General features: G+C 34.0%; 18 protein-coding genes and 1 pseudogene. 9 read left to right on the forward strand and 10 right to left on the reverse strand.

Annotation, left to right across the window (positions count from 1 at the left end):
- From LDL23_RS09000 to LDL23_RS09040, 9 genes are all read right to left on the reverse strand, one after another.
- A partial coding sequence (locus LDL23_RS09000) for an AMP-binding protein (protein WP_291265396.1) occupies window positions 1–470 on the reverse strand: 470 nt, incomplete at its 3' end.
- Window positions 471–573: 103 nt separating this feature from the next.
- Window positions 574–1,128, reverse strand: coding sequence for a hypothetical protein (locus LDL23_RS09005; RefSeq protein WP_291265397.1), 555 nt, complete (start codon window positions 1,126–1,128; stop codon window positions 574–576).
- Window positions 1,129–1,145: 17 nt separating this feature from the next.
- Complete coding sequence (locus tag LDL23_RS09010; protein WP_291265398.1) at window positions 1,146–1,508, reverse strand: response regulator; 363 nt, start codon at window positions 1,506–1,508, stop codon at window positions 1,146–1,148.
- Window positions 1,509–1,514: 6 nt separating this feature from the next.
- Entirely contained in the window at window positions 1,515–4,208 is a 2,694-nt protein-coding gene (locus LDL23_RS09015) for an ATP-binding protein (RefSeq protein ID WP_291265399.1), read from the reverse strand.
- Window positions 4,201–4,395: a hypothetical protein gene (locus tag LDL23_RS09020; protein WP_194095559.1), complete on the reverse strand. Its 195-nt coding sequence runs from the start codon at window positions 4,393–4,395 to the stop codon at window positions 4,201–4,203. The genes LDL23_RS09015 and LDL23_RS09020 overlap by 8 nt, the downstream gene beginning before the upstream one ends.
- A gap of 74 nt (window positions 4,396–4,469) precedes the next feature.
- Entirely contained in the window at window positions 4,470–4,685 is a 216-nt protein-coding gene (locus LDL23_RS09025; protein WP_026725863.1) for a DUF6814 family protein, read from the reverse strand.
- A gap of 12 nt (window positions 4,686–4,697) precedes the next feature.
- Window positions 4,698–6,239: an MFS transporter gene (locus LDL23_RS09030; RefSeq protein ID WP_291265400.1), complete on the reverse strand. Its 1,542-nt coding sequence runs from the start codon at window positions 6,237–6,239 to the stop codon at window positions 4,698–4,700.
- Window positions 6,240–6,259: 20 nt separating this feature from the next.
- Window positions 6,260–7,636: a porin gene (locus LDL23_RS09035; RefSeq protein ID WP_291265401.1), complete on the reverse strand. Its 1,377-nt coding sequence runs from the start codon at window positions 7,634–7,636 to the stop codon at window positions 6,260–6,262.
- 97 nt (window positions 7,637–7,733) lie between these two features.
- The gene (locus LDL23_RS09040) at window positions 7,734–8,153 is read right to left on the reverse strand and encodes an IS1 family transposase (protein ID WP_026725866.1); all 420 of its coding nucleotides are present in this window, start codon (window positions 8,151–8,153) and stop codon (window positions 7,734–7,736) included.
- 232 nt (window positions 8,154–8,385) lie between these two features.
- On the opposite strand from LDL23_RS09040, the gene LDL23_RS09045 reads away from it, so the two are divergent.
- The 9 genes from LDL23_RS09045 to LDL23_RS09085 all read left to right on the forward strand — a co-directional run bounded on the left by LDL23_RS09045 (window position 8,386) and on the right by LDL23_RS09085 (window position 17,915).
- Complete coding sequence (locus LDL23_RS09045) at window positions 8,386–8,991, forward strand: flavin reductase family protein (protein ID WP_291265402.1); 606 nt, start codon at window positions 8,386–8,388, stop codon at window positions 8,989–8,991.
- Window position 8,992: 1 nt separating this feature from the next.
- Entirely contained in the window at window positions 8,993–9,448 is a 456-nt protein-coding gene (locus LDL23_RS09050) for an SRPBCC domain-containing protein (RefSeq protein ID WP_291265403.1), read from the forward strand.
- A 72-nt stretch (window positions 9,449–9,520) separates the two neighbouring features.
- Window positions 9,521–11,821, forward strand: a complete 2,301-nt coding sequence (locus LDL23_RS09055; RefSeq protein ID WP_291265404.1) for a bifunctional salicylyl-CoA 5-hydroxylase/oxidoreductase — start codon at window positions 9,521–9,523, stop codon at window positions 11,819–11,821.
- Window positions 11,822–11,830: 9 nt separating this feature from the next.
- Entirely contained in the window at window positions 11,831–13,420 is a 1,590-nt protein-coding gene (locus tag LDL23_RS09060; RefSeq protein WP_291265405.1) for an AMP-binding protein, read from the forward strand.
- 16 nt (window positions 13,421–13,436) lie between these two features.
- Window positions 13,437–13,856 (forward strand): thioesterase family protein, encoded by a 420-nt coding sequence (locus tag LDL23_RS09065; protein WP_291265406.1) that lies wholly within the window; start codon window positions 13,437–13,439, stop codon window positions 13,854–13,856.
- 77 nt (window positions 13,857–13,933) lie between these two features.
- Window positions 13,934–14,914 carry a carbon-nitrogen hydrolase family protein gene (locus LDL23_RS09070; protein WP_291265407.1) on the forward strand — a complete coding sequence of 327 codons (981 nt, stop codon included), beginning with the start codon at window positions 13,934–13,936 and terminating at the stop codon, window positions 14,912–14,914.
- A 38-nt stretch (window positions 14,915–14,952) separates the two neighbouring features.
- A complete protein-coding gene (locus tag LDL23_RS09075) occupies window positions 14,953–16,065 on the forward strand; it encodes a cupin domain-containing protein (protein WP_291265408.1) in 1,113 nt (370 codons plus the stop codon).
- Between the two features lie 60 nt (window positions 16,066–16,125).
- Window positions 16,126–17,034, forward strand: a complete 909-nt coding sequence (locus tag LDL23_RS09080) for a fumarylacetoacetate hydrolase family protein (protein ID WP_291265409.1) — start codon at window positions 16,126–16,128, stop codon at window positions 17,032–17,034.
- Between the two features lie 134 nt (window positions 17,035–17,168).
- A complete protein-coding gene (locus LDL23_RS09085; RefSeq protein ID WP_291265410.1) occupies window positions 17,169–17,915 on the forward strand; it encodes an Asp/Glu racemase in 747 nt (248 codons plus the stop codon).
- A 152-nt stretch (window positions 17,916–18,067) separates the two neighbouring features.
- Here LDL23_RS09085 and LDL23_RS09090 read toward each other — a convergent pair.
- Window positions 18,068–18,567, reverse strand: a pseudogene (locus tag LDL23_RS09090) (hypothetical protein); the annotation flags it as partial.

Raw genomic sequence — 18,567 nt, forward strand, 5'->3', positions numbered from 1 at the left:
GGTTCGCAATCATCAATACGAATCGCAAGTTCATGTGGTGCAAAACCTCCAAAAACTACCGAATGCGTGACTCCTATTCGTGCGCAAGCCAACATAGCAAAAGCTGCTTGAGGAATCATTGGCATATAGATTACAGCTGTATCGCTTTTTTCTAAACCTAATGATAATAAACCTCCAGCTAATTTGGCTACTTCGGTTTTAACTTCGTTAAATGTATACTTTTTAACAGTTTGTGTAACGGGTGAATCGTAGATGATAGCTACTTGTTCGCCAAAGCCATCTTGAATGTGTTTATCAACTGCAAGGTAGCAAGCGTTTAAATTTCCATCAGCAAACCATAAAGGATAACCATTTTTATCCGTAGATAAAATGTTTGAAGGCAAATTATACCATTCTAATTGATTCGCTTGTTCCTTCCAGAATTCTTCAGAAGAAGTAATACTTTTATTATAAATATCGCAATAATTCATTTGTATTATTCAATTTATGTGATTTATTTTCTTTAGTAAATGTAGAAAATAAAATAATGCCAAATGAATTAATATTGCTAAATAGGTATAGTTATTTTTAAATTTATTTAATTTTTAAATACTTTGATATCGTATTTGTATAAATATCGTCAAAATCAATATGAGTTATATTAGAGAATTTAATTTCAGTTAATCCTTCTTCAAATTTTCCAGTGGCATCAAAATATTTTATATTAACTTTATTCTTTGTTACTTTTAATATTGGACCAATTTCAAATGTATCTTCATCAGAAATTTCATTAATAATGACAACATTAAATCCTAATCTTTGAATAGAATTAAATATACTTTCCCAATTTTTTAATTCGATATCAGGCTTTTTAATTGAATCTTTTATGCCTTCCAATCTGCAAATCTTATCAAAGAAAACATCTTTTTTATTTCTCCTAATTTTAGAAACTTGATTAATTGGAAAAACTAAAAAACCTCTAACAAAAAAATCATCTACCTCTTTAAAAAGAATAAAATCATTAGAAGAATCAATAATATAACCTGTTTTACAGCTCAATTCTTCTTTATTGACAATTCTAGAAATTTTGCAATATTTTCTTTTAGTTATAAAATCATTAATTTTATCTAATACTGAAACTTTACTCATAATTGCTGTTTTAAATTTTAACCCAACAACTCCTCCACTTTTTCCACTACTTTCTTAATTGAAAACGGCTTTGTCATGTAAGCATCAGCACCAAGAGCTAGTCCTTTTTCAATGTCGCTTTCTTTGTTTTTTGCGGATAAGAACATGACTTTGGTATGTTGTAAATTGTCGTCCTTTCTGATTTGTTCTAATGTTGCAAAACCATCAACCATAGGCATCATGATATCTAAAATGATGACATCTGGGTAATTGGTTTTTAAAATATCTAAAGCTTCTTGTCCGTCGCGTGCTATAAAAACTTCGTAATTGCTTTTCTTGAAGGTGTATTCAAGTGTCATTACGATATTTGGTTCGTCGTCTACTATTAAAATCTTCTTCATTATCTCTTAATTTTCAATATTTTTTTCAGGTAAAGTGAATACAATGCAAGCGCCTTTTACACTTGGTTGTACCCAAATTTTCCCTTTGTGATGTTCTATAATTTGTTTACAAATTGCCAATCCTAATCCGCTACCAACAGGTTTTTTGAAATTCTGGTTGGACGCTTGATAAAATTTGTCAAATATAACGTCAAAATCGTTAGGATTGATACCTTTTCCGTTGTCTTGCACCGAAGTTTCTATAAAATTATCTTTCTTTTTGACTTGAATGGTGATTAAACCATCAGTTTCGGGACAGAATTTAATGGCGTTTGATAGTAAATTAGTCACTACTTGAATGATTCTATCTTCATCATAATAGGCAAAAACCGTGTCTTTACTTTCTAAATAAACACTGATGTTTCGATTTTTAATCAATTGTTTTAAAGGTTCTATCGAATGTTCAATCGTTGCAATTAGGTTGTTTTCACTTGGATGAATGGTTTGTTTTCCGGTTTCAAATTTTTCTAAATCCAAAATTTTATCAATCAAACGATTCAATCGATCCGATTCCGAAATGATATTTTGTAAAAACTGCTTTCGTAACTCTTCTGGAATTTCATCATCATCATGCAAAATCTCACTCGCAGCACGAATAGCGGTAATCGGCGTTCGAAGTTCATGTGTTACGGTATCTAAAAATTCGTCTTTTTGAACGTCTTTTCGAACCAACGTTTCATTCGCTTTTTGTAATTCCGAAGTGATTTTTTGAAGTTGATTTGAAGTTTCCGTTAATTTTTTATTGATGGTAATATTTTCTTTAGATTCTTCTAGAATTTTCAGCACTTCGGGTAAAGTGACTTTTTCTTCTTTTACTACACTCGAAATCAGAATTCTTGCCGAAGCCGTTCCAATGTGACCCGTTAATAAATTCTCAGCGAATTTCACTAATCTAGCATCGGCTAATTCTTGATCTTTATCTACATTGTACTTCACATTGAAAATATTCATGGCGCGTTTGGTACGTTCTTCACCTAAAAATCGAATCAAAACTTTTTCGATATCACGTGTGTAAGCGGTTCCTTTCCAAACGAATGCATTCTCGTGGTTGATGCTGTATTTATCGATATCAACGTACATTTCGGCATAATTGCGTTCGCGATAATTTCCTTTAAAACTAACCGAAACAGCAAAATAAGTCAAGGTATTGAATAACATACTCCAAAACAAAGCATGTGGAACGGGTTGTAAATAATCCAATCCGAAAAGTTGGAATGGTTTTAACAACCCAATTTTCATAAAACCTTCGGTAACAAACGAACTTTCATTATTGGTTAACCCAATGGAATAAGGCAATAATAAGGTATAAATACAAATAATAAACCCAATTAAAATACCATAAATAGCGCCTAATCTTGAACCTCTTCGCCAAAAAATAGCTCCGAAAAATGCTGGCGCTAATTGAGCAATGACAACAAACGAAATTAACCCTATAGAAACCAAACTGTAATCTAATGCGAAGAATCGGTAAATGAAATACGCGGCGATAATTAGAGAAAAGATTCCGATTTTACGAATGTTGACAATCTTTTTATTATTGATGATTTGTTCTTCATTCTTCAATTTACCTAAAAAAGTATACGGAATCAACAAGTTGTTACTCAACATTGTAGATAAACTAATGCTTGAAACGACAATCATTGAAATAGCTGCTGAAAATCCGCCAAGAAAAACCAAAACAGTTAAAGTTTTATTATCAAAAAACTGTGGAATTAATAGCGAATACGTATCGGCATTGACATTTTTTCCATCAAACAATACGTTTCCGCCCCAAGCAATTGGATACACAAAAAGGTTGAACAATAATAAGTACAAAGGAAACAACCAAATCGCGGTTTTTACATGACGTTCTCTGTTATTTTCCACCACCGACATTTGAAATTGTCTTGGTAATAGGAAAATAGCAAAAAGTGAAACCATACTCAAAAAGAACCAGTTTAATCCTTGTTCTAATCCGCCAATGGTGTTTTTTTCTTTGAAGTTTTCTAAAAGTGAAGCTTTTGCATAAATATCATCGTAACCATCAAAAACGAAGAAAGTGACGTAAACTCCAACAATTAAAAAGAATACTAATTTTAAAACGCTTTCTAAAGCAACAGCAGTTACAATTCCTTTACGTTTTTCAGATGCATCTACATAACGTGTTCCGTAATACGAAGCGAATAAGGCTAAAGCGATGGAAACATAAGTTGTAGTGTCATCAAAAATGTAAGAACTTGTATTGGTTTGGGTTACAATGTGAAATGTTTCCGAAATTGCTTTTAATTGTAACGCGATGTAAGGCAAAATTCCAGAAATACAAACTACAGTCACAATTGCACCTAAGAAACGACTATTACCATAACGAAGCGAAATAAAATCGGCAATACTTGAAATTTTATTCACACGAGAAATACGAATAATTTTCTTTAAAATGATAATCCAAGCCGGAATAATAATGATGGGGCCGATGTAAATAGGTAAATATCCTAAACCCGAATTAGCAGCAACTCCAATACTTCCATAATACGTCCAAGCGGTACAATATACTGCTAAAGATAAAGAATAGATGTACGAATTATTAGTCCATTTGATGTTTTCTTTTTTCTCTGCCCAATGCGCAATAAAAAAAAGAATACCCAAATAGCCTAATAAAATAAGTAAAAGAATCGCACTATTCATAATAACGTTGTACTACAATCCAAGACATTAATACTGAGAACAACCAAACCGAAAAAATATAAATGTAGATTACTGGAAATCCTAATACATTATCAGCACTGTCAAATAGTAAAACGATTGGTAAATTCAATACCAATAACAGTAACAACGATAAAACAACCAATTTTTGTTGATGTCTTTTTTTCATCTTTTATTTATATTTATAAAACCTAAAAGCCGTTATGTAAATAAGAGCTTCTAAGTTAATTATATTTTTTTTAATTAATCTTCATATTCGTCCGTGATTGCATACCATCCAAAAATAGTTAATCCGGTAACAACCATTGGTAAAAGTATAAAGAAAACAATAATTCCAAAAACTAAATCATCTTGTTTTCCTGAAGTTAACTTTCCTCCAAAAATTCCAATCGAAAAATAGGCTATTGCAATTGCAAGTGCTATCCAAACGATTCCTAAATATTTTTTTACTGTGTTCATGATTATTATTTTTTAGTCGTGAAGTGTATTAATTTTTCTATCAATGTAAATCATTCCAATTACGAAACATATAGCTGCAATTCCAATTGGATACCAAAGTCCTTCTAAATAAAACTCTACATCTCCTGCCTCTTTAGAAGTAGTAACGAAATAAGTTGAAATAGCGGGAAGTAATCCACCAAATATACCATTTCCTACGTGATATGGCAACGACATTGAAGTATATCTAATCTTAACAGGGAACATTTCTACAAGGAATGCGGCAATTGGACCATAAACCATGGTTACAAAAATCACCTGAATAAAAACCATTAACACTAAGAACCAACGATCGCTATTGTTAATCATTTTGGTCACTTTTGTTTCCACTCTGTCTTTTCCTTTATCATCTACCATTACTTTTCCACTTTCAAAATGGATAGTTTTGATTTCTTCTACAGTAGTTCCATCAGTATAAGCTTTTGTTGTAGTATAGATAGAATCCATTTTTGTAGCATCGATTTCTTTTATTGAAGGAACTACTTTGGTTTTTTCAACGATTTCAGTTTTTAATGTTAAATCTGTTGAAGCATACATGGCTCTGTAAATTGGTCGATACGTTAAAATAGCAATCAACATACCACTCATCATAATTACTTTTCGTCCTACTTTATCACTCAACCAACCAAACACAACGAAGAATGGAGTTCCTAATAAAAGAGCAATACCTAATAACGTATCTACTTGAGAAGAATCAATACTTTGAACCGTTTTTAAGAAGTTCATCGCATAGAATTGTCCGGTATACCAAACAACTCCTTGTCCCATTGTAGCACCAAATAAAGCTAAAAGAACAAATTTTAAATTGAATTTATTTCCAAAACTCTCTTTCAATGGATTTGTAGATGTTTTTCCTTCTGATTTTGCTTTCGCGAAAGCTGGCGATTCGTGCATGTTTTTACGAATCAAGAACGAAACATAAACCATAACAATAGAAACCCAAAACGGTACTCTCCAACCCCACTCATCAAACGCTTCTTTAGACATTAATCCTTTAGTAAGTAAGATGACCATTAAGGAAATAAACAAACCTACAGTTGCAGTAGTTTGAATCCATGAAGTCCAATATCCTTTTTCGTTTTTAGGAGCGTGTTCGGCTACATAAGTTGCGGCTCCACCATATTCACCACCAAGAGCTAAACCTTGAAGTAAACGAAGAATCAATACTAATACAGGTGCTGCATAGCCAATTGTTTCAAAACTTGGAATACAACCAATTACAAAAGTAGCTCCTCCCATTAACATTAAAGTTACCATGAAAGTATACTTTCTTCCAATTAAATCTCCTAATCTTCCAAAGAAAAGGGCTCCAAACGGACGCACTACGAAACCAGCAGCAAATGTTGCTAATGTTGATAAGAAAGCTGCCGTTGGATTGTCAGAAGGGAAAAATTTAGTAGATAAAACTACTGCTAAACTTCCAAAAATGTAGAAGTCATACCATTCAATCATTGTTCCCATAGAGGAAGCCGAAATAACTTTCCAGATTCCTTTTGATGATTTGTTATCGCTCATAATGTAATTGTATTAGTTTGTTATAAATAGATTTGTAATTGTATGATGAATTCGCCTTTGTATTTATCAATTTTGTCAACTGCTGTATAAACTGGACGTGTTGAATATTGTGTAGTAATTTTGGCATGATGACCATCTAAGAAAAAGTTAGCTCCTAAATCAAATTGACTACTTGCTTTTTCTAAAGCATCAAAGTTTTTATAAGTATAGGCTCCAAATGGCTGAATTCTCACTTTTGGTTTTTCATTTTTATTTGGTAATAAAACACCCGCTTGTGTATACCAAATATTTCCTGTTCCTACCATTGGTTGTAAATTTCCTGCTCCCGCTAATGCTGGTGAACCTGTAAAAGTAGGATCCATAACCCCTTCATTCATAATTCCAAGGTTTCTTAAATAATTAGGTCCGAAATCATAATTATAGAAAACACTGTAAGCGGTAATGGCCATTTTTTTCTCTTTAGCACCAATTGGCATATCTAAGAAAACATCTCCAGCAAATAAACTAATCGCATGTTCTTTAATTACTCCATTTACAGAAGTTTGTGTTCCTTTTGGTGCATTGTAAAAACCAGCTCCAATGTTGAACATTTTCTTAGTTCCTAAGTAAGTTCCCACTTTGTAAGGTAAAAAGTTAGCTTCTTTATCAAAGAATTGATATTCCACATAACCTGCTTTAGACCATTGTGTAGTATTGTTATTATCAACAGCTTTAGCAATACTTGCATCCGTAACATTAGTTGGTGTTTGATTTGTTGCAAAAGGTTTATTGATACTAAAACGATATTCTAATTTATTGTATTTCCCTTTGGCGAAAATTCCAATTTGTCTGGCAAACTGATCGGAATTCTCGATTAAAGGCCAGTTAAAAATTGGTGCATCAACCGTTAGATAGTTTAAGGTAGAAGACATTGTCATACGTGATAATCCCATATAATAATGCAATCCAGCTCCAACAGATAAACTAAAAGGTTTTGATTCTTTAGGTAATACTACAGCATATTCATTCCATGCATCATGAAAGAATAAACCTGGTTTTTTTCCTGCGCCATAGCCACCAGTTCCAGATGAACCTGAAGCACCACCATTAATAAAAGTTTGATTGTTAATCCCTATATGAGTCAAAATCATATAACGAGGAGAAATTTGTGCATAAGCTAATAATCGCAAACGACGTAAGCCTGCATCTTCATGACTAGAAACAGATTCGTCTCCAATCATCGAACCCGGATTCAAATCGGTTGAACGAAGCCAAACTTGATTCCATGCAATAAAACGCATGTATTTGGTTCCTTCTGGATTTAAGTTGAATTTTAAACCTCCTCCATAATCAGGTGAACCCTGAGCGGATACTAGCAGAGATAAAAATAATCCTGAGATAGTTAGTAATTTTTTCATAATTAAAATTTGGTTAGTTGGGCATTTCTGCATGACCAAATTCTAAAATTCTGTTAACGAAAAAAATTACAGTATATATTTTTGTTAAAGAGTATAGCTAATCTTTAAAACGCTCCCATTTTATAAGCATAAACTTATCACCAAGTTCTGTAATAATCATACCGGCACCAGACAATTGGTCTTTGTTTTGAAGGAATTCAACCAGCTCATTATGTTTAAAAATCTTATAAGTAGGATGATAATTAGGATGTGGTGGTTTTTTAATTTTAAACTCTTTTACCCAATTGCTAATAGAAACGTGCGAAACACCAATAATACGCTCGATTTCTCTAAAACTCAATCCTTCTAAATACAATTGCAAAGCTTTAGTCACATAGTAATCATCTATCTTTTTTCCTAATTTATTGACAGTGAAGTAATAATTACACGATTTACATAAATAGCGCTGTCTATCTTTGATGATGCCACTTTTTACAATATTGTCACTTTGACATTTTGGACAGGATAAAATCTCCATATATATAATTTTTGCATAAATATACTAATTTTGCAAAATATACAAAAAATAATATGATAAAAATTTCAATTTATTTTTTTACTTATTGCAATTTTTATGATTTAAAATTATGAATAGTATAATTTTAGCTTTAAATCGCTACATTTTTAATTTTGAAAAAATGAAAAAAAATCCATTTTTGTTGTGAAAAAGTATAGTTATTTTATTTAATTTGTAGAAACAACACAAAACCATGCAATTCGACATACAAAATACCGAATCTTCCGCTTTATATAAGCTCTTAACGGGTACAGTAATTCCAAGACCAATAGGATGGATTTCTACAATTGACTCCAATGGAATCAACAACCTTGCTCCTTTTTCCTTTTTTAATGTTGTTAGCGAAGATCCACCACACGTCATGTTTTCTACCGTTCGAACAGGAAACAAAAACAAAGACACTTTAAATAATATATTAGATAACAAACAATTCGTTGTTAACTTAGTTACCGAAGAAGTTGTGGAACAAATGAACACCACTTCTCAAAGCGTAGCTTCTGATGTAGATGAATTCGAATTAGCTGGAGTTACTCCTATTGATTCAATTTACATCAAGCCAAAACGAGTAAAAGAAAGTTTAGTGCATTTCGAATGCGAAATGGTAAATCATTATTTCATTGAAAATCATCAAAATGGTGGAGCTTGTATTATAATTGGCAAAATTATCACGATGCATATTGATGACTCTATTCTGATGAAAAATCACAGAATCAACTTAGAAACATATAAACCCGTTGCACGTTTAGCAGGTTCTAATTACAGTAAATTGGGAGAAATTTTCTCCATAAAAAGAGGCTAAAATGAGTTCCGATAGATTAGAAATAAATTGTGCAATGCAAATTCAGAAACCAATTCATGAAGTTTTTGAAGCGATTGTAAACCCTGAAAAAATGACTAATTATTTCATTGCAACTAGCACTGGAACAATGGAAGATGGCAAAAATCTGATTTGGAAATTCCCTGAATTTGATTTTGAATGTCCTATTAAAGTTGGTAAAGTTGAAAACAATAAATACATTTCATTTTATTGGGAAAACTCAGGAGTTGACTTATTAGTAGAAATAACTCTTTCCGAAAAAGAAAACAATTCTACTTTAATTACGATTACAGAAAAAAGTATGGAAAATAACGAAGTAGGTTTAAAATGGCTTTCAGGAAATTCTTTCGGATGGTCTAATTTCCTTGCTTGTTTAAAAGCCTATTTAGAATACGGAATCAATTTGCGTAAAGGTGCTTTTGATTTCATGAAACAATAAAATTAATAAATAAAATCTGCGGAAATCTGCGTTTTGCCTAAGTAAATCCGTTTTATCCGCGTGCAAATACATATGAAAATAACAATTATAGGTGGTGGTCCAGGCGGACTTTACTTTTCGATATTAACCAAAAAAGCAATGCCAAATTGCCAAATCGATATTTACGAACGCAATAAACCCGATGATAGTTTTGGATTTGGTGTCGTATTTTCAGATGAAACTTTGGGGGAATTCCTAAAACGCGACATGCAATCCTATGAATTAATAAGAAGCAAATTTGCGTATTGGGATGATATCATAGTAGCTCGTGATGGAGAATCGGTTAATATTGCTGGAAATGGATTTTGCGGTTGTTCCCGTAAAACTCTTTTGCAATTATTACAACAACGTTGCATTGAAGAAGGAGTAAATCTGCATTTCGAACAAAATGTAGATGATTTATCGCAATTCGCAGATTCGGATATCATTTTAGCTTCAGATGGAATTGCAAGTGCTATTCGAACGAAATACCAAAAGGAATTCGGAACTAAAATAGAATTAAAGAAAAATCGCTTCGTTTGGTTGGGCTCCACAAAACCGCTTGATGCTTTTACTTATTTTTTCAGAAGTACTCCTCACGGAACTATTGTAGCTCACTCTTATCAATACGAAGAAGGCATGAGTACGTGGATTTTTGAATGTTCTGACGAAACTTGGCAAAAACACGGTTTTGAAGTGACCAATGAAGAAGATACGATGACTAAAATCGCTGAAATTTTTAAAGAAGAATTAGACGGACATCCACTGATTTCCAACAAATCGCATTGGCGTCAATTTCCACATGTTACGAATGAAAAATGGTATCATAATAACATCGTTTTACTAGGCGATGCCAAAGCTACAGCCCACTACTCTATTGGTTCAGGAACAAAATTAGCGATGGATTGTGCTATTGGTTTATCGGATGCCGTAATTGCGAATCCAAATAATGTGCAAGCTGCTTTCGAACAATACGATAAAACCCGAAGAAATACCGTAGAAATGATTCAATATGCCGCAGTCGTTTCTTTAGATTGGTTCGAAAATATGGACCGTCACATGCAACATCCTTTCCAACAATTTGCTTTTGGATGCATGACCCGTTCTAAAAAAGTAACATATGAAAATTTAAGATTACGCGATAAATCATTTACCGATAAAGTTCTAAAAGAGTTTAATGATAATCTTGCCAAATCGAGCGAAGTCGAGATTGTTTCTGCAGCATTTACTCCTTTCAAATTAAAAGAACTAGAACTTCCAAACCGCATTGTGATGGCGCCAATGGGACAATATTCCGCTACAGACGGATTAGTTTCTGATTGGCATTTAGTGCATTATGGAAGTCGCGCAACTGGTGGCGTAGGATTAATCATCACCGAAATGACCGCCATTTCCGAAACCGGTCGAATTACAGAAGGTTGTGCCGGAATTTACAATGCAGAACAACTAAACCAATGGAAAAAAATCACGGATTTCATTCATAATAATACCGATACGAAAATCGGAATCCAATTAGGTCATTCTGGAAGAAAAGGCGCTACTAAAAAACCTTGGGAAGACAACGGACCAATGGAAACACCTTGGAATTTAATTTCTGCTTCCCCTATTCCATTCAATAACAATTTTGCTACTCCAAAGGAAATGTCTTTGGAAGATATGGCGGAAATCAAAGCACAATTCGCTCAAGCAGCTAAAAATGCAGACGAAGCGGGTTTTGATATGATTGAATTACAAGCACATCACGGCTTTTTATTGGCTTCTTTCTTGTCGCCTTTAACCAATATTCGTACCGATGAATTTGGCGGAAGTATCGAAAATCGTTTAAAATATCCATTAGAAGTTTTTAAAGATATTCGTGAAGTATTCCCATCAGAAAAACCAATTTCAGTGCGAATTTCAGCAAACGATTGGGCTGAAAATGGAATATCAGAACAAGAAGTTATTACTATTGCAACCGCTTTCAAAAATGCTGGAGCTGATATTATTAATGTTTCAACAGGAAATACTGTCGCAGGGCAAAAACCTTTGACAGGAAGAATGTGGCAAACTCCTTTTTCTGATGCGGTTCGAAACACGGTTCATATTCCAACTATAACTGCTGGATACATTCAAGATATTGACCAAATCAATACGATTCTTTTAAACGGTAGAGCCGATTTAGTAGCATTAGGAAGACCATTATTGTTAGATGCTAATTTCGTGAGAAATGCTCAAGCCTACGAACAATTTCAAGCGAATGACATTCCAAATCCATACAAAATGGGAGTTTCGCATTTATATCCGCTAAAAGCTTCGGAAAGAAAACAAATGGAAGGCATGAAAAAAGCATTAAAACCTAAAAGTAATAAGAAGTAATTAGGAATTATGAAACATTACGAAGACAATTTTGCACATATAAGTTTACCGAATTCTGAATTACAACCAGAATATACCTTTTTGGATTTACCTCAATTCCAGCACCTTGAAATGTTGAATTGTGTAGATAAATTGCTAGATAGTCATATTCGAGAAGGTCGTGGAAATAATAGTTGCATTCGTACGTTTGAGGAAACTTGGACGTATCAAGATTTATTTGAAAAAGCGAATCAAATTGCACATGTTTTGGTGGATGATTTAGGATTAAAATCGGGCAATCGTGTTTTGATTCGTTCGGCGAATAATCCGATGATGGTCGCTTGTTGGTTTGCCATTTTAAAAGCGGGTGGAATTGTTGTGGCAACTATGCCATTACTTCGATCAAAAGAATTAACAACCATTATCGATTGTGCTGAAATTTCTCATGTGTTATGTGATAAGGAATTGGAAGAAGAAATTCATTTGGTTAAGTCTGATTTCCTAAAACAAACCTGTTTTTACGGGAATTCGCAATTAGAAGAATTTATGACATCTAAACCCAAAACTTTCGATAATTATCATTCCAAATCCGATTCAATTGCTTTAATTGGTTTCACTTCTGGAACTACAGGTTTACCCAAAATGACAGCGCATTATCACAAAGATATTTTGAATATTTGCGAAGCGTTTCCAAACTATTCACTACAACCTACTCCAAACGATATCTTCACTGGAAGTCCACCGTTAGGATTTACTTTTGGTTTGGGAGGATTGGTATTATTTCCAATGTATTTCGGAGCTTCCACATTTCTAATCGAAAAACCGAGTCCCGATTTATTATTGAAAGCAATTCAAGATTTTAAAATTACGATTTGCTTTACAGCTCCTACAGCTTGGCGAATCATCACCACAAAAGTTCAGGATTATGATATTTCGAGTTTGAGAAAATGTGTATCTGCAGGCGAAACGTTGCCTTTAAAAGTTTGGCAAGATTGGTATGATGTCACAAGGTTAAAAATTATAGACGGAATCGGTGCTACCGAAATGTTGCATATTTTTATTTCGTCTAATGAAGAAAACATGAAACCAGGAGCTACCGGAAAAGCCATCACCGGTTATGAAGCTAAAATCATAGACAAAAAAGACAACGAATTACCAAGAAACGAAGCCGGAAGATTAGCCGTTCGAGGAATTACAGGTTGTAAATATCTAAATCGAGAAGACAAGCAACGCGAATACGTAGAAAACGGTTGGAACATCACAGGCGATATTTTCCGTCAAGACGAAGAAGGCTATTTCCATTTTGTAGCACGTGGTGATGATATGATTATTTCTTCGGGCTATAATATCGCGGCAATTGAAGTAGAATCCGTACTTTTAACCCACGAAGATATTTTAGAATGTGCCGTAGTAGGTTTACCTGATGAAGAACGAGGAATGTTAGTTTGTGCATATATTGTGTTACATGATAATACTAAAGCATCAGATGTAATGAAGAATCGTATTCAACACTGGTTCAAAGAAGTAGCCGCACCATATAAATATCCAAGAGTAATTAATTTCGTGGAATGTTTACCGAAAACGGAGACTGGGAAAATACAAAGATTTAAATTGAAATAATATCAAGACATATATAATGAGTGAATTCATAAAACAAGAAAAAGTACGTTTCCAACATGTTGATTATGCTGGAATTGTCTTCTATCCTCGATTTTTAGAAATGCTAAATTGCTTGGTAGAAGATTGGTTTGAAGAAGCCTTGAATCGTCCTTTTTCAAAAATGCACGAAACTAATGGTATTCCTACGGTTGATTTAAAAATTCAATTCAAAAATGCTGCTAGATTAGGCGAAATCTTAACCAAAAAACTTTGGGTAAAAGAATTAAAAAACTCGTCAATACTTTGCGGATTTCAGTTTGCAAATGAATCAGAAAACATCGTTTTAGAAGGCGAAGTCACTTTAGTAAACGTAGCGTTCAATCCAGAAAGAAACGGCATCAAAGCCGAACCTTTCACAGAAGAAATGAAGAATAAAATAAAGCAATACGAATTATAAAACTAGAAACACAGATTTAAGAAATTATATAAATTTTAAAAATTTCTCCAATCTGTGTTCCAAAAAACAATTCACAAATGGAATTCAAAAAATTCAAAGCTGCAACCGTTCAAACGTCACCTGTATTTCTAAATGTAGAAAAAACAGTGGATAAAGCCATTTCTTTCATTAAAGAGGCAAGTAATAACGGAGCCAAATTAATCGCTTTTCCAGAAGTTTTTATCGCCGGATATCCGTATTGGAATTGGATTATGACACCCGTTCAAGGCAGTAAATGGTACGAAGAATTATATAAAAATTCGGTTGACGTTGCTGGTCCAGAAATCAAGAAACTTTGCTTAGCAGCCAAAGATAACGATATTCATATTGTGATGGGAATCAACGAGCGCGGTAAAAGCTATGGCGAAATTTACAATACCAACTTAATCATCGACAATAAAGGCGTAATCGTTGGAAAGCATAGAAAATTAGTCCCAACATGGGCCGAAAAACTAACTTGGTCTTCAGGTGATGGTTCTTCTTTAAAAGTGTACAATACCGAAATTGGTCCCATCGGAACTTTAGCTTGTGGTGAAAACACGAATACGTTAGCACGTTTTACCCTACTTTCTCAAGGCGAATTGATTCACATTGCCAATTACATTTCACTTCCCGTGGCGCCACCCGATTACGATATGGCAGAAGCGATTAAAATTCGTGCCGCTGCGCATTCGTTTGAAGGAAAATTGTTTACGATTGTATCGTGTTCGACCGTTTCACAAGAAATCAAAGATGCTTTACGTGCTGATGTTCCTAATGTAGATGAATTATTGGATAGAAAAAGTTCCGCTTTCTCTGGATTTATTGGTCCAAATGGTGCTGTAATCGGACAACCACTTATCGACGAAGAAGGAATGGTTTATGCCGAAATTGATTTAGCAAAATGCATCCAACCCAAACAAATGCACGATATTTTAGGACATTACAATAGATTTGATATTTTCGATTTACGTGTAAACACTGCTCCTACTCGAAAAATCACGTTTATTGATAATCACGAAGAATTTAATAAAAAATAGTATTAAGACTAGAGAATTAAGTATTAAGACAACTTACTATGGAAACAAACAACTATTCAGACGACCAATACGGAAGAGCGCGAGTTCAAGATTCCGATGAACTAAAAGCCTATTATAAAGAGTTAGAAACGCTTGGCGCCGGCGCTTTATGGACAGTTGCTAATGACATTGAACCATGGGAACCACGTTCTTCTTCGGTTCCTATGTTATGGAAATATGATGATTTACGTGAATTAGTGCTAAAATCATCTGAATTAGTAACCCCAGAACAAGCTGGAAGACGCGTAGTTTATTTAGTAAATGACAAACGCAAAGATGTTTCGGCAGCTGTGGGTTGGTTGTATACTGGAATTCAAGTAACTCGTCCTGGTGAATTCACTTCGGCGCACCGTCATCGTGCTTCTGCCCTACGTTTTATTATGGAAGGCGAAAAAGGATATACAGTAGTTGATGGTAATAAAATCATGCTAGAAGTAAACGATTTTGTAATTACTCCTAATTCCACCTGGCACGAACATGGCGTAGAAGAAGGCGGAAAAACATGCATTTGGCAAGACGGCTTGGATATTCCGTTAGTAAATGCTTTAGAAGCGAATGATTATGCGGTTTATGATGGCAAGCAAGAATTGGTAAAACCATTAAACTTTTCACCTATTACTTATGGTTGCGCGGGATTGATTCCAGCAGATAAAACTTGGGACAAACCGTATTCTCCATTATTCAAATATTCTTGGAAAAATGTATATCCAGCCTTATTAGAAGCACAAAAAGTGAATGAAGTAAACCCGTTTGATGGTATTTTCATGCAATATTCAAATCCGTTAACTGGTGGACACGTAATGCAAACTATGGGAGCAGCGATGCAATTATTACCAGCAGGCTTTAAAGGAAAAGCACACAAACATACAGGTTCTTTTGTCTACCAATGTGCGAAAGGAAAAGGCTACACCATTATAAACGGAAAGCGTTTTGATTGGAAAGAACGAGATATTTTCTGTGTTCCGAGTTGGGCATGGCACGAACATCATAACTTATCCGAAACCGAAGATGCTTGTCTTTTTAATTTCAATGATTTACCAGTAATTGAAGGATTGGGATTGTATCAAGGAAGAGAATTAACAGAAAACAACGGACATCAACAAATTCAATAACAACAAAAACTTTGCGAACTTTGCGTAAAACTTAGAGAACTTTGCGTCTAATTAAAGAATATGAAACTACTTACTTACAAAACACAAGACACCGAGCCACGTTTAGGCTTTATTCATAACAACCAAGTCATCGATATGCAGGATTTTGGAGAGATATCAAATTTCCCGTTACCAAACGATATGTTGGAATTAATCGATATGGGATTTGAAATTATTCCAGAAATCACAGAAATGATTGTGGAAACACCTGAGAATTTCTTTGAAGAAATCGCTTATGAAATGGATGAAGTAACCATTTTAGCTCCAATCGAAAAACCAAGAAAAAATATCATTGGAATTGGGTTGAATTATACAGAACACGTTGCCGAAAGTGCTCGTACGTTAGATACTACGGGAAAACTTCCAACCAAACCAATTATCTTCTCAAAACCACCAACAACGGTTACGGCTACGAATACCGAAATTATCAAAAACACGAAGCTAACTTCTCAATTGGATTGGGAATGTGAATTAGCTGTAATTATCTCAAAGAAAGGGAAATATGTTCCAAAATCTGAAGCATTAGATTATGTATTTGGATACACGGTAATTAACGATATTTCGGCACGTGATTGTCGTAGAGAAGGTCAATGGATTGTTTCTAAAGGACAAGATACTTTCGCTCCAATGGGCCCAGTTATCGTTACAAAAGACGAAATCGAAAATCCACACAACTTGAATTTATCGTTGAAAGTAAATGGTGTTGAAAAACAAAATTCAAATACCAAATTCATGTTATTCAACATCAACGATTTGATTGAAGATTTAAGTACCGTTTTTACTTTAGAGCCTGGTGACATCATCGCAACGGGAACTCCAGCAGGTGTTGGCGCAGGTCGCGATCCTCAAGAATGGATGTACGATGGAGATGTAGTTGAGGCAACAGTAGAAGGAATTGGTACAATAGTAAATACAATTAAAGAAATATAATTATAAGGAACACAGATTTAAGAAATTTAAGTAATTATTAAAATTTTTTCAATCTGTGTACCAAAAATAAAATCTGCGTTTATTCGCGTTTGCGTAAGCAATCCGTTTTATCCGCGTTCCAAAATAAAATAAAAATGAAATACAGAATAGGCCAAATAGTTCCATCATCCAACGTAACGATGGAAACCGAAATACCTGCAATTTTCCGCTCTCGTGAAACCATTTTACCAGAACGTTTTACGTTTCATAGCAGTAGAATGCGCATGAAAAAAGTAACCAAAGAAGAACTCGAAGCCATGGATGCTATGAGTTTGAAATGTGCACAAGAATTATCAGACGCACATGTTGACGTAATGGGATATGCATGTTTAGTAGCTATTATGAGTATGGGACGTGGTTATCATTGCGTTTCGGAAGTAAATTTACACCAAGAAACGGTAGCGAATGACTTCCCTACTCCTATTGTAACTTCGGCTGGAGCTTTAATTAATGGTTTGAAAGTTTTAGGTGCAAAACAAATTTCTATTATTACGCCTTACATGCGTCCATTAACGGATATGGTAGTGGATTATATCGAAAATCAAGGGATTAAAGTAAAACAAAGTATCGCTTTAGAAATTCCTGACAATTTAGAAGTTGCTGCTCAGAATCCAATGAATCTATTAGAAATCTACAAACAGTTAGATTTAACTGATGTCGACGTTTTAGTAGCTTCTGCTTGTGTACAAATGCCATCATTAGAAGCGATTGATTTAATTCAAGCAGAATGTGGTATTCCTGTGACTTCAGCAGCGGTTTGTACGACTTATGAAATGATGAAAAAATTGGGAATCGAAACTAAATCAGCTATTGGCGGTAAGTTGTTGAGTGGAAAGTACTAATTTTTTAAAATAGCATAAATTAAAAAAGCTACAACTCATATGAATTGTAGCTTTTTTGTGTTTAATTATTTTGAATCTTTAAATTCTAATCAAAATAGCCAATCTTATGTTATAAAAACTTCATACGCTAAATAAAACAAAAGATTTAAAGATTACCAATACATTCCTAAAATATTCCAACTTGTTCCATCACTAACCAATTGAATCCAACCTATGTTAGAAGAAGTCATTGTTGATATATTCATAGTTCCTGTTGTATTACTATAAAAACCATATATAGTATCGACACCATTACTCAATACATTTATAGATTGGTATAAACTAGTTGATGTACTTGTAATATAAATCATCTTACCAGATCCAGCTATACTAGCACTCGGAAGTGTAATTGTAATTAACGAATTACTGGTGTTTTTTAAATATACATTGTTTAAAATATCACTAGAAGTGATCGTATAGTTTGTTGTTTTAGAAAGAAATGTAAATGCTGTAGGAACTCCTGATAAACCCATTGGACCTTGAGGACCCATTGGACCTGTTGCTCCGTCTAATCCATTAACTCCTGCTGGACCTTGTGGACCCATTGGGCCTGTAGCTCCATCTAAACCATTTATTCCTGCTGGACCTTGAGGACCCATTGGACCTGTTGCTC

The organism is Flavobacterium sp. (genome assembly GCF_020217025.1).
GTDB lineage: Bacteria > Bacteroidota > Bacteroidia > Flavobacteriales > Flavobacteriaceae > Flavobacterium.

Excerpts from the sequence above, each read along its gene's own strand:
- LDL23_RS09010 (WP_291265398.1), bottom strand. The coding sequence starts at position 1,508 with ATGAAGAAGATTTTAATAGTAGACGACGAACCAAATATCGTAATGACA.
- LDL23_RS09040 (WP_026725866.1), bottom strand. The coding sequence starts at position 8,153 with ATGGAGATTTTATCCTGTCCAAAATGTCAAAGTGACAATATTGTAAAA.
- LDL23_RS09015 (WP_291265399.1), bottom strand. The coding sequence starts at position 4,208 with ATGAATAGTGCGATTCTTTTACTTATTTTATTAGGCTATTTGGGTATT.
- LDL23_RS09030 (WP_291265400.1), bottom strand. The coding sequence starts at position 6,239 with ATGAGCGATAACAAATCATCAAAAGGAATCTGGAAAGTTATTTCGGCT.
- LDL23_RS09060 (WP_291265405.1), top strand. The coding sequence starts at position 11,831 with ATGAAACATTACGAAGACAATTTTGCACATATAAGTTTACCGAATTCT.
- LDL23_RS09065 (WP_291265406.1), top strand. The coding sequence starts at position 13,437 with ATGAGTGAATTCATAAAACAAGAAAAAGTACGTTTCCAACATGTTGAT.
- LDL23_RS09080 (WP_291265409.1), top strand. The coding sequence starts at position 16,126 with ATGAAACTACTTACTTACAAAACACAAGACACCGAGCCACGTTTAGGC.
- LDL23_RS09070 (WP_291265407.1), top strand. The coding sequence starts at position 13,934 with ATGGAATTCAAAAAATTCAAAGCTGCAACCGTTCAAACGTCACCTGTA.
- LDL23_RS09045 (WP_291265402.1), top strand. The coding sequence starts at position 8,386 with ATGCAATTCGACATACAAAATACCGAATCTTCCGCTTTATATAAGCTC.
- LDL23_RS09055 (WP_291265404.1), top strand. The coding sequence starts at position 9,521 with ATGAAAATAACAATTATAGGTGGTGGTCCAGGCGGACTTTACTTTTCG.
- LDL23_RS09085 (WP_291265410.1), top strand. The coding sequence starts at position 17,169 with ATGAAATACAGAATAGGCCAAATAGTTCCATCATCCAACGTAACGATG.
- LDL23_RS09025 (WP_026725863.1), bottom strand. The coding sequence starts at position 4,685 with ATGAACACAGTAAAAAAATATTTAGGAATCGTTTGGATAGCACTTGCA.
- LDL23_RS09035 (WP_291265401.1), bottom strand. The coding sequence starts at position 7,636 with ATGAAAAAATTACTAACTATCTCAGGATTATTTTTATCTCTGCTAGTA.
- LDL23_RS09020 (WP_194095559.1), bottom strand. The coding sequence starts at position 4,395 with ATGAAAAAAAGACATCAACAAAAATTGGTTGTTTTATCGTTGTTACTG.
- LDL23_RS09050 (WP_291265403.1), top strand. The coding sequence starts at position 8,993 with ATGAGTTCCGATAGATTAGAAATAAATTGTGCAATGCAAATTCAGAAA.
- LDL23_RS09075 (WP_291265408.1), top strand. The coding sequence starts at position 14,953 with ATGGAAACAAACAACTATTCAGACGACCAATACGGAAGAGCGCGAGTT.
- LDL23_RS09005 (WP_291265397.1), bottom strand. The coding sequence starts at position 1,128 with ATGAGTAAAGTTTCAGTATTAGATAAAATTAATGATTTTATAACTAAA.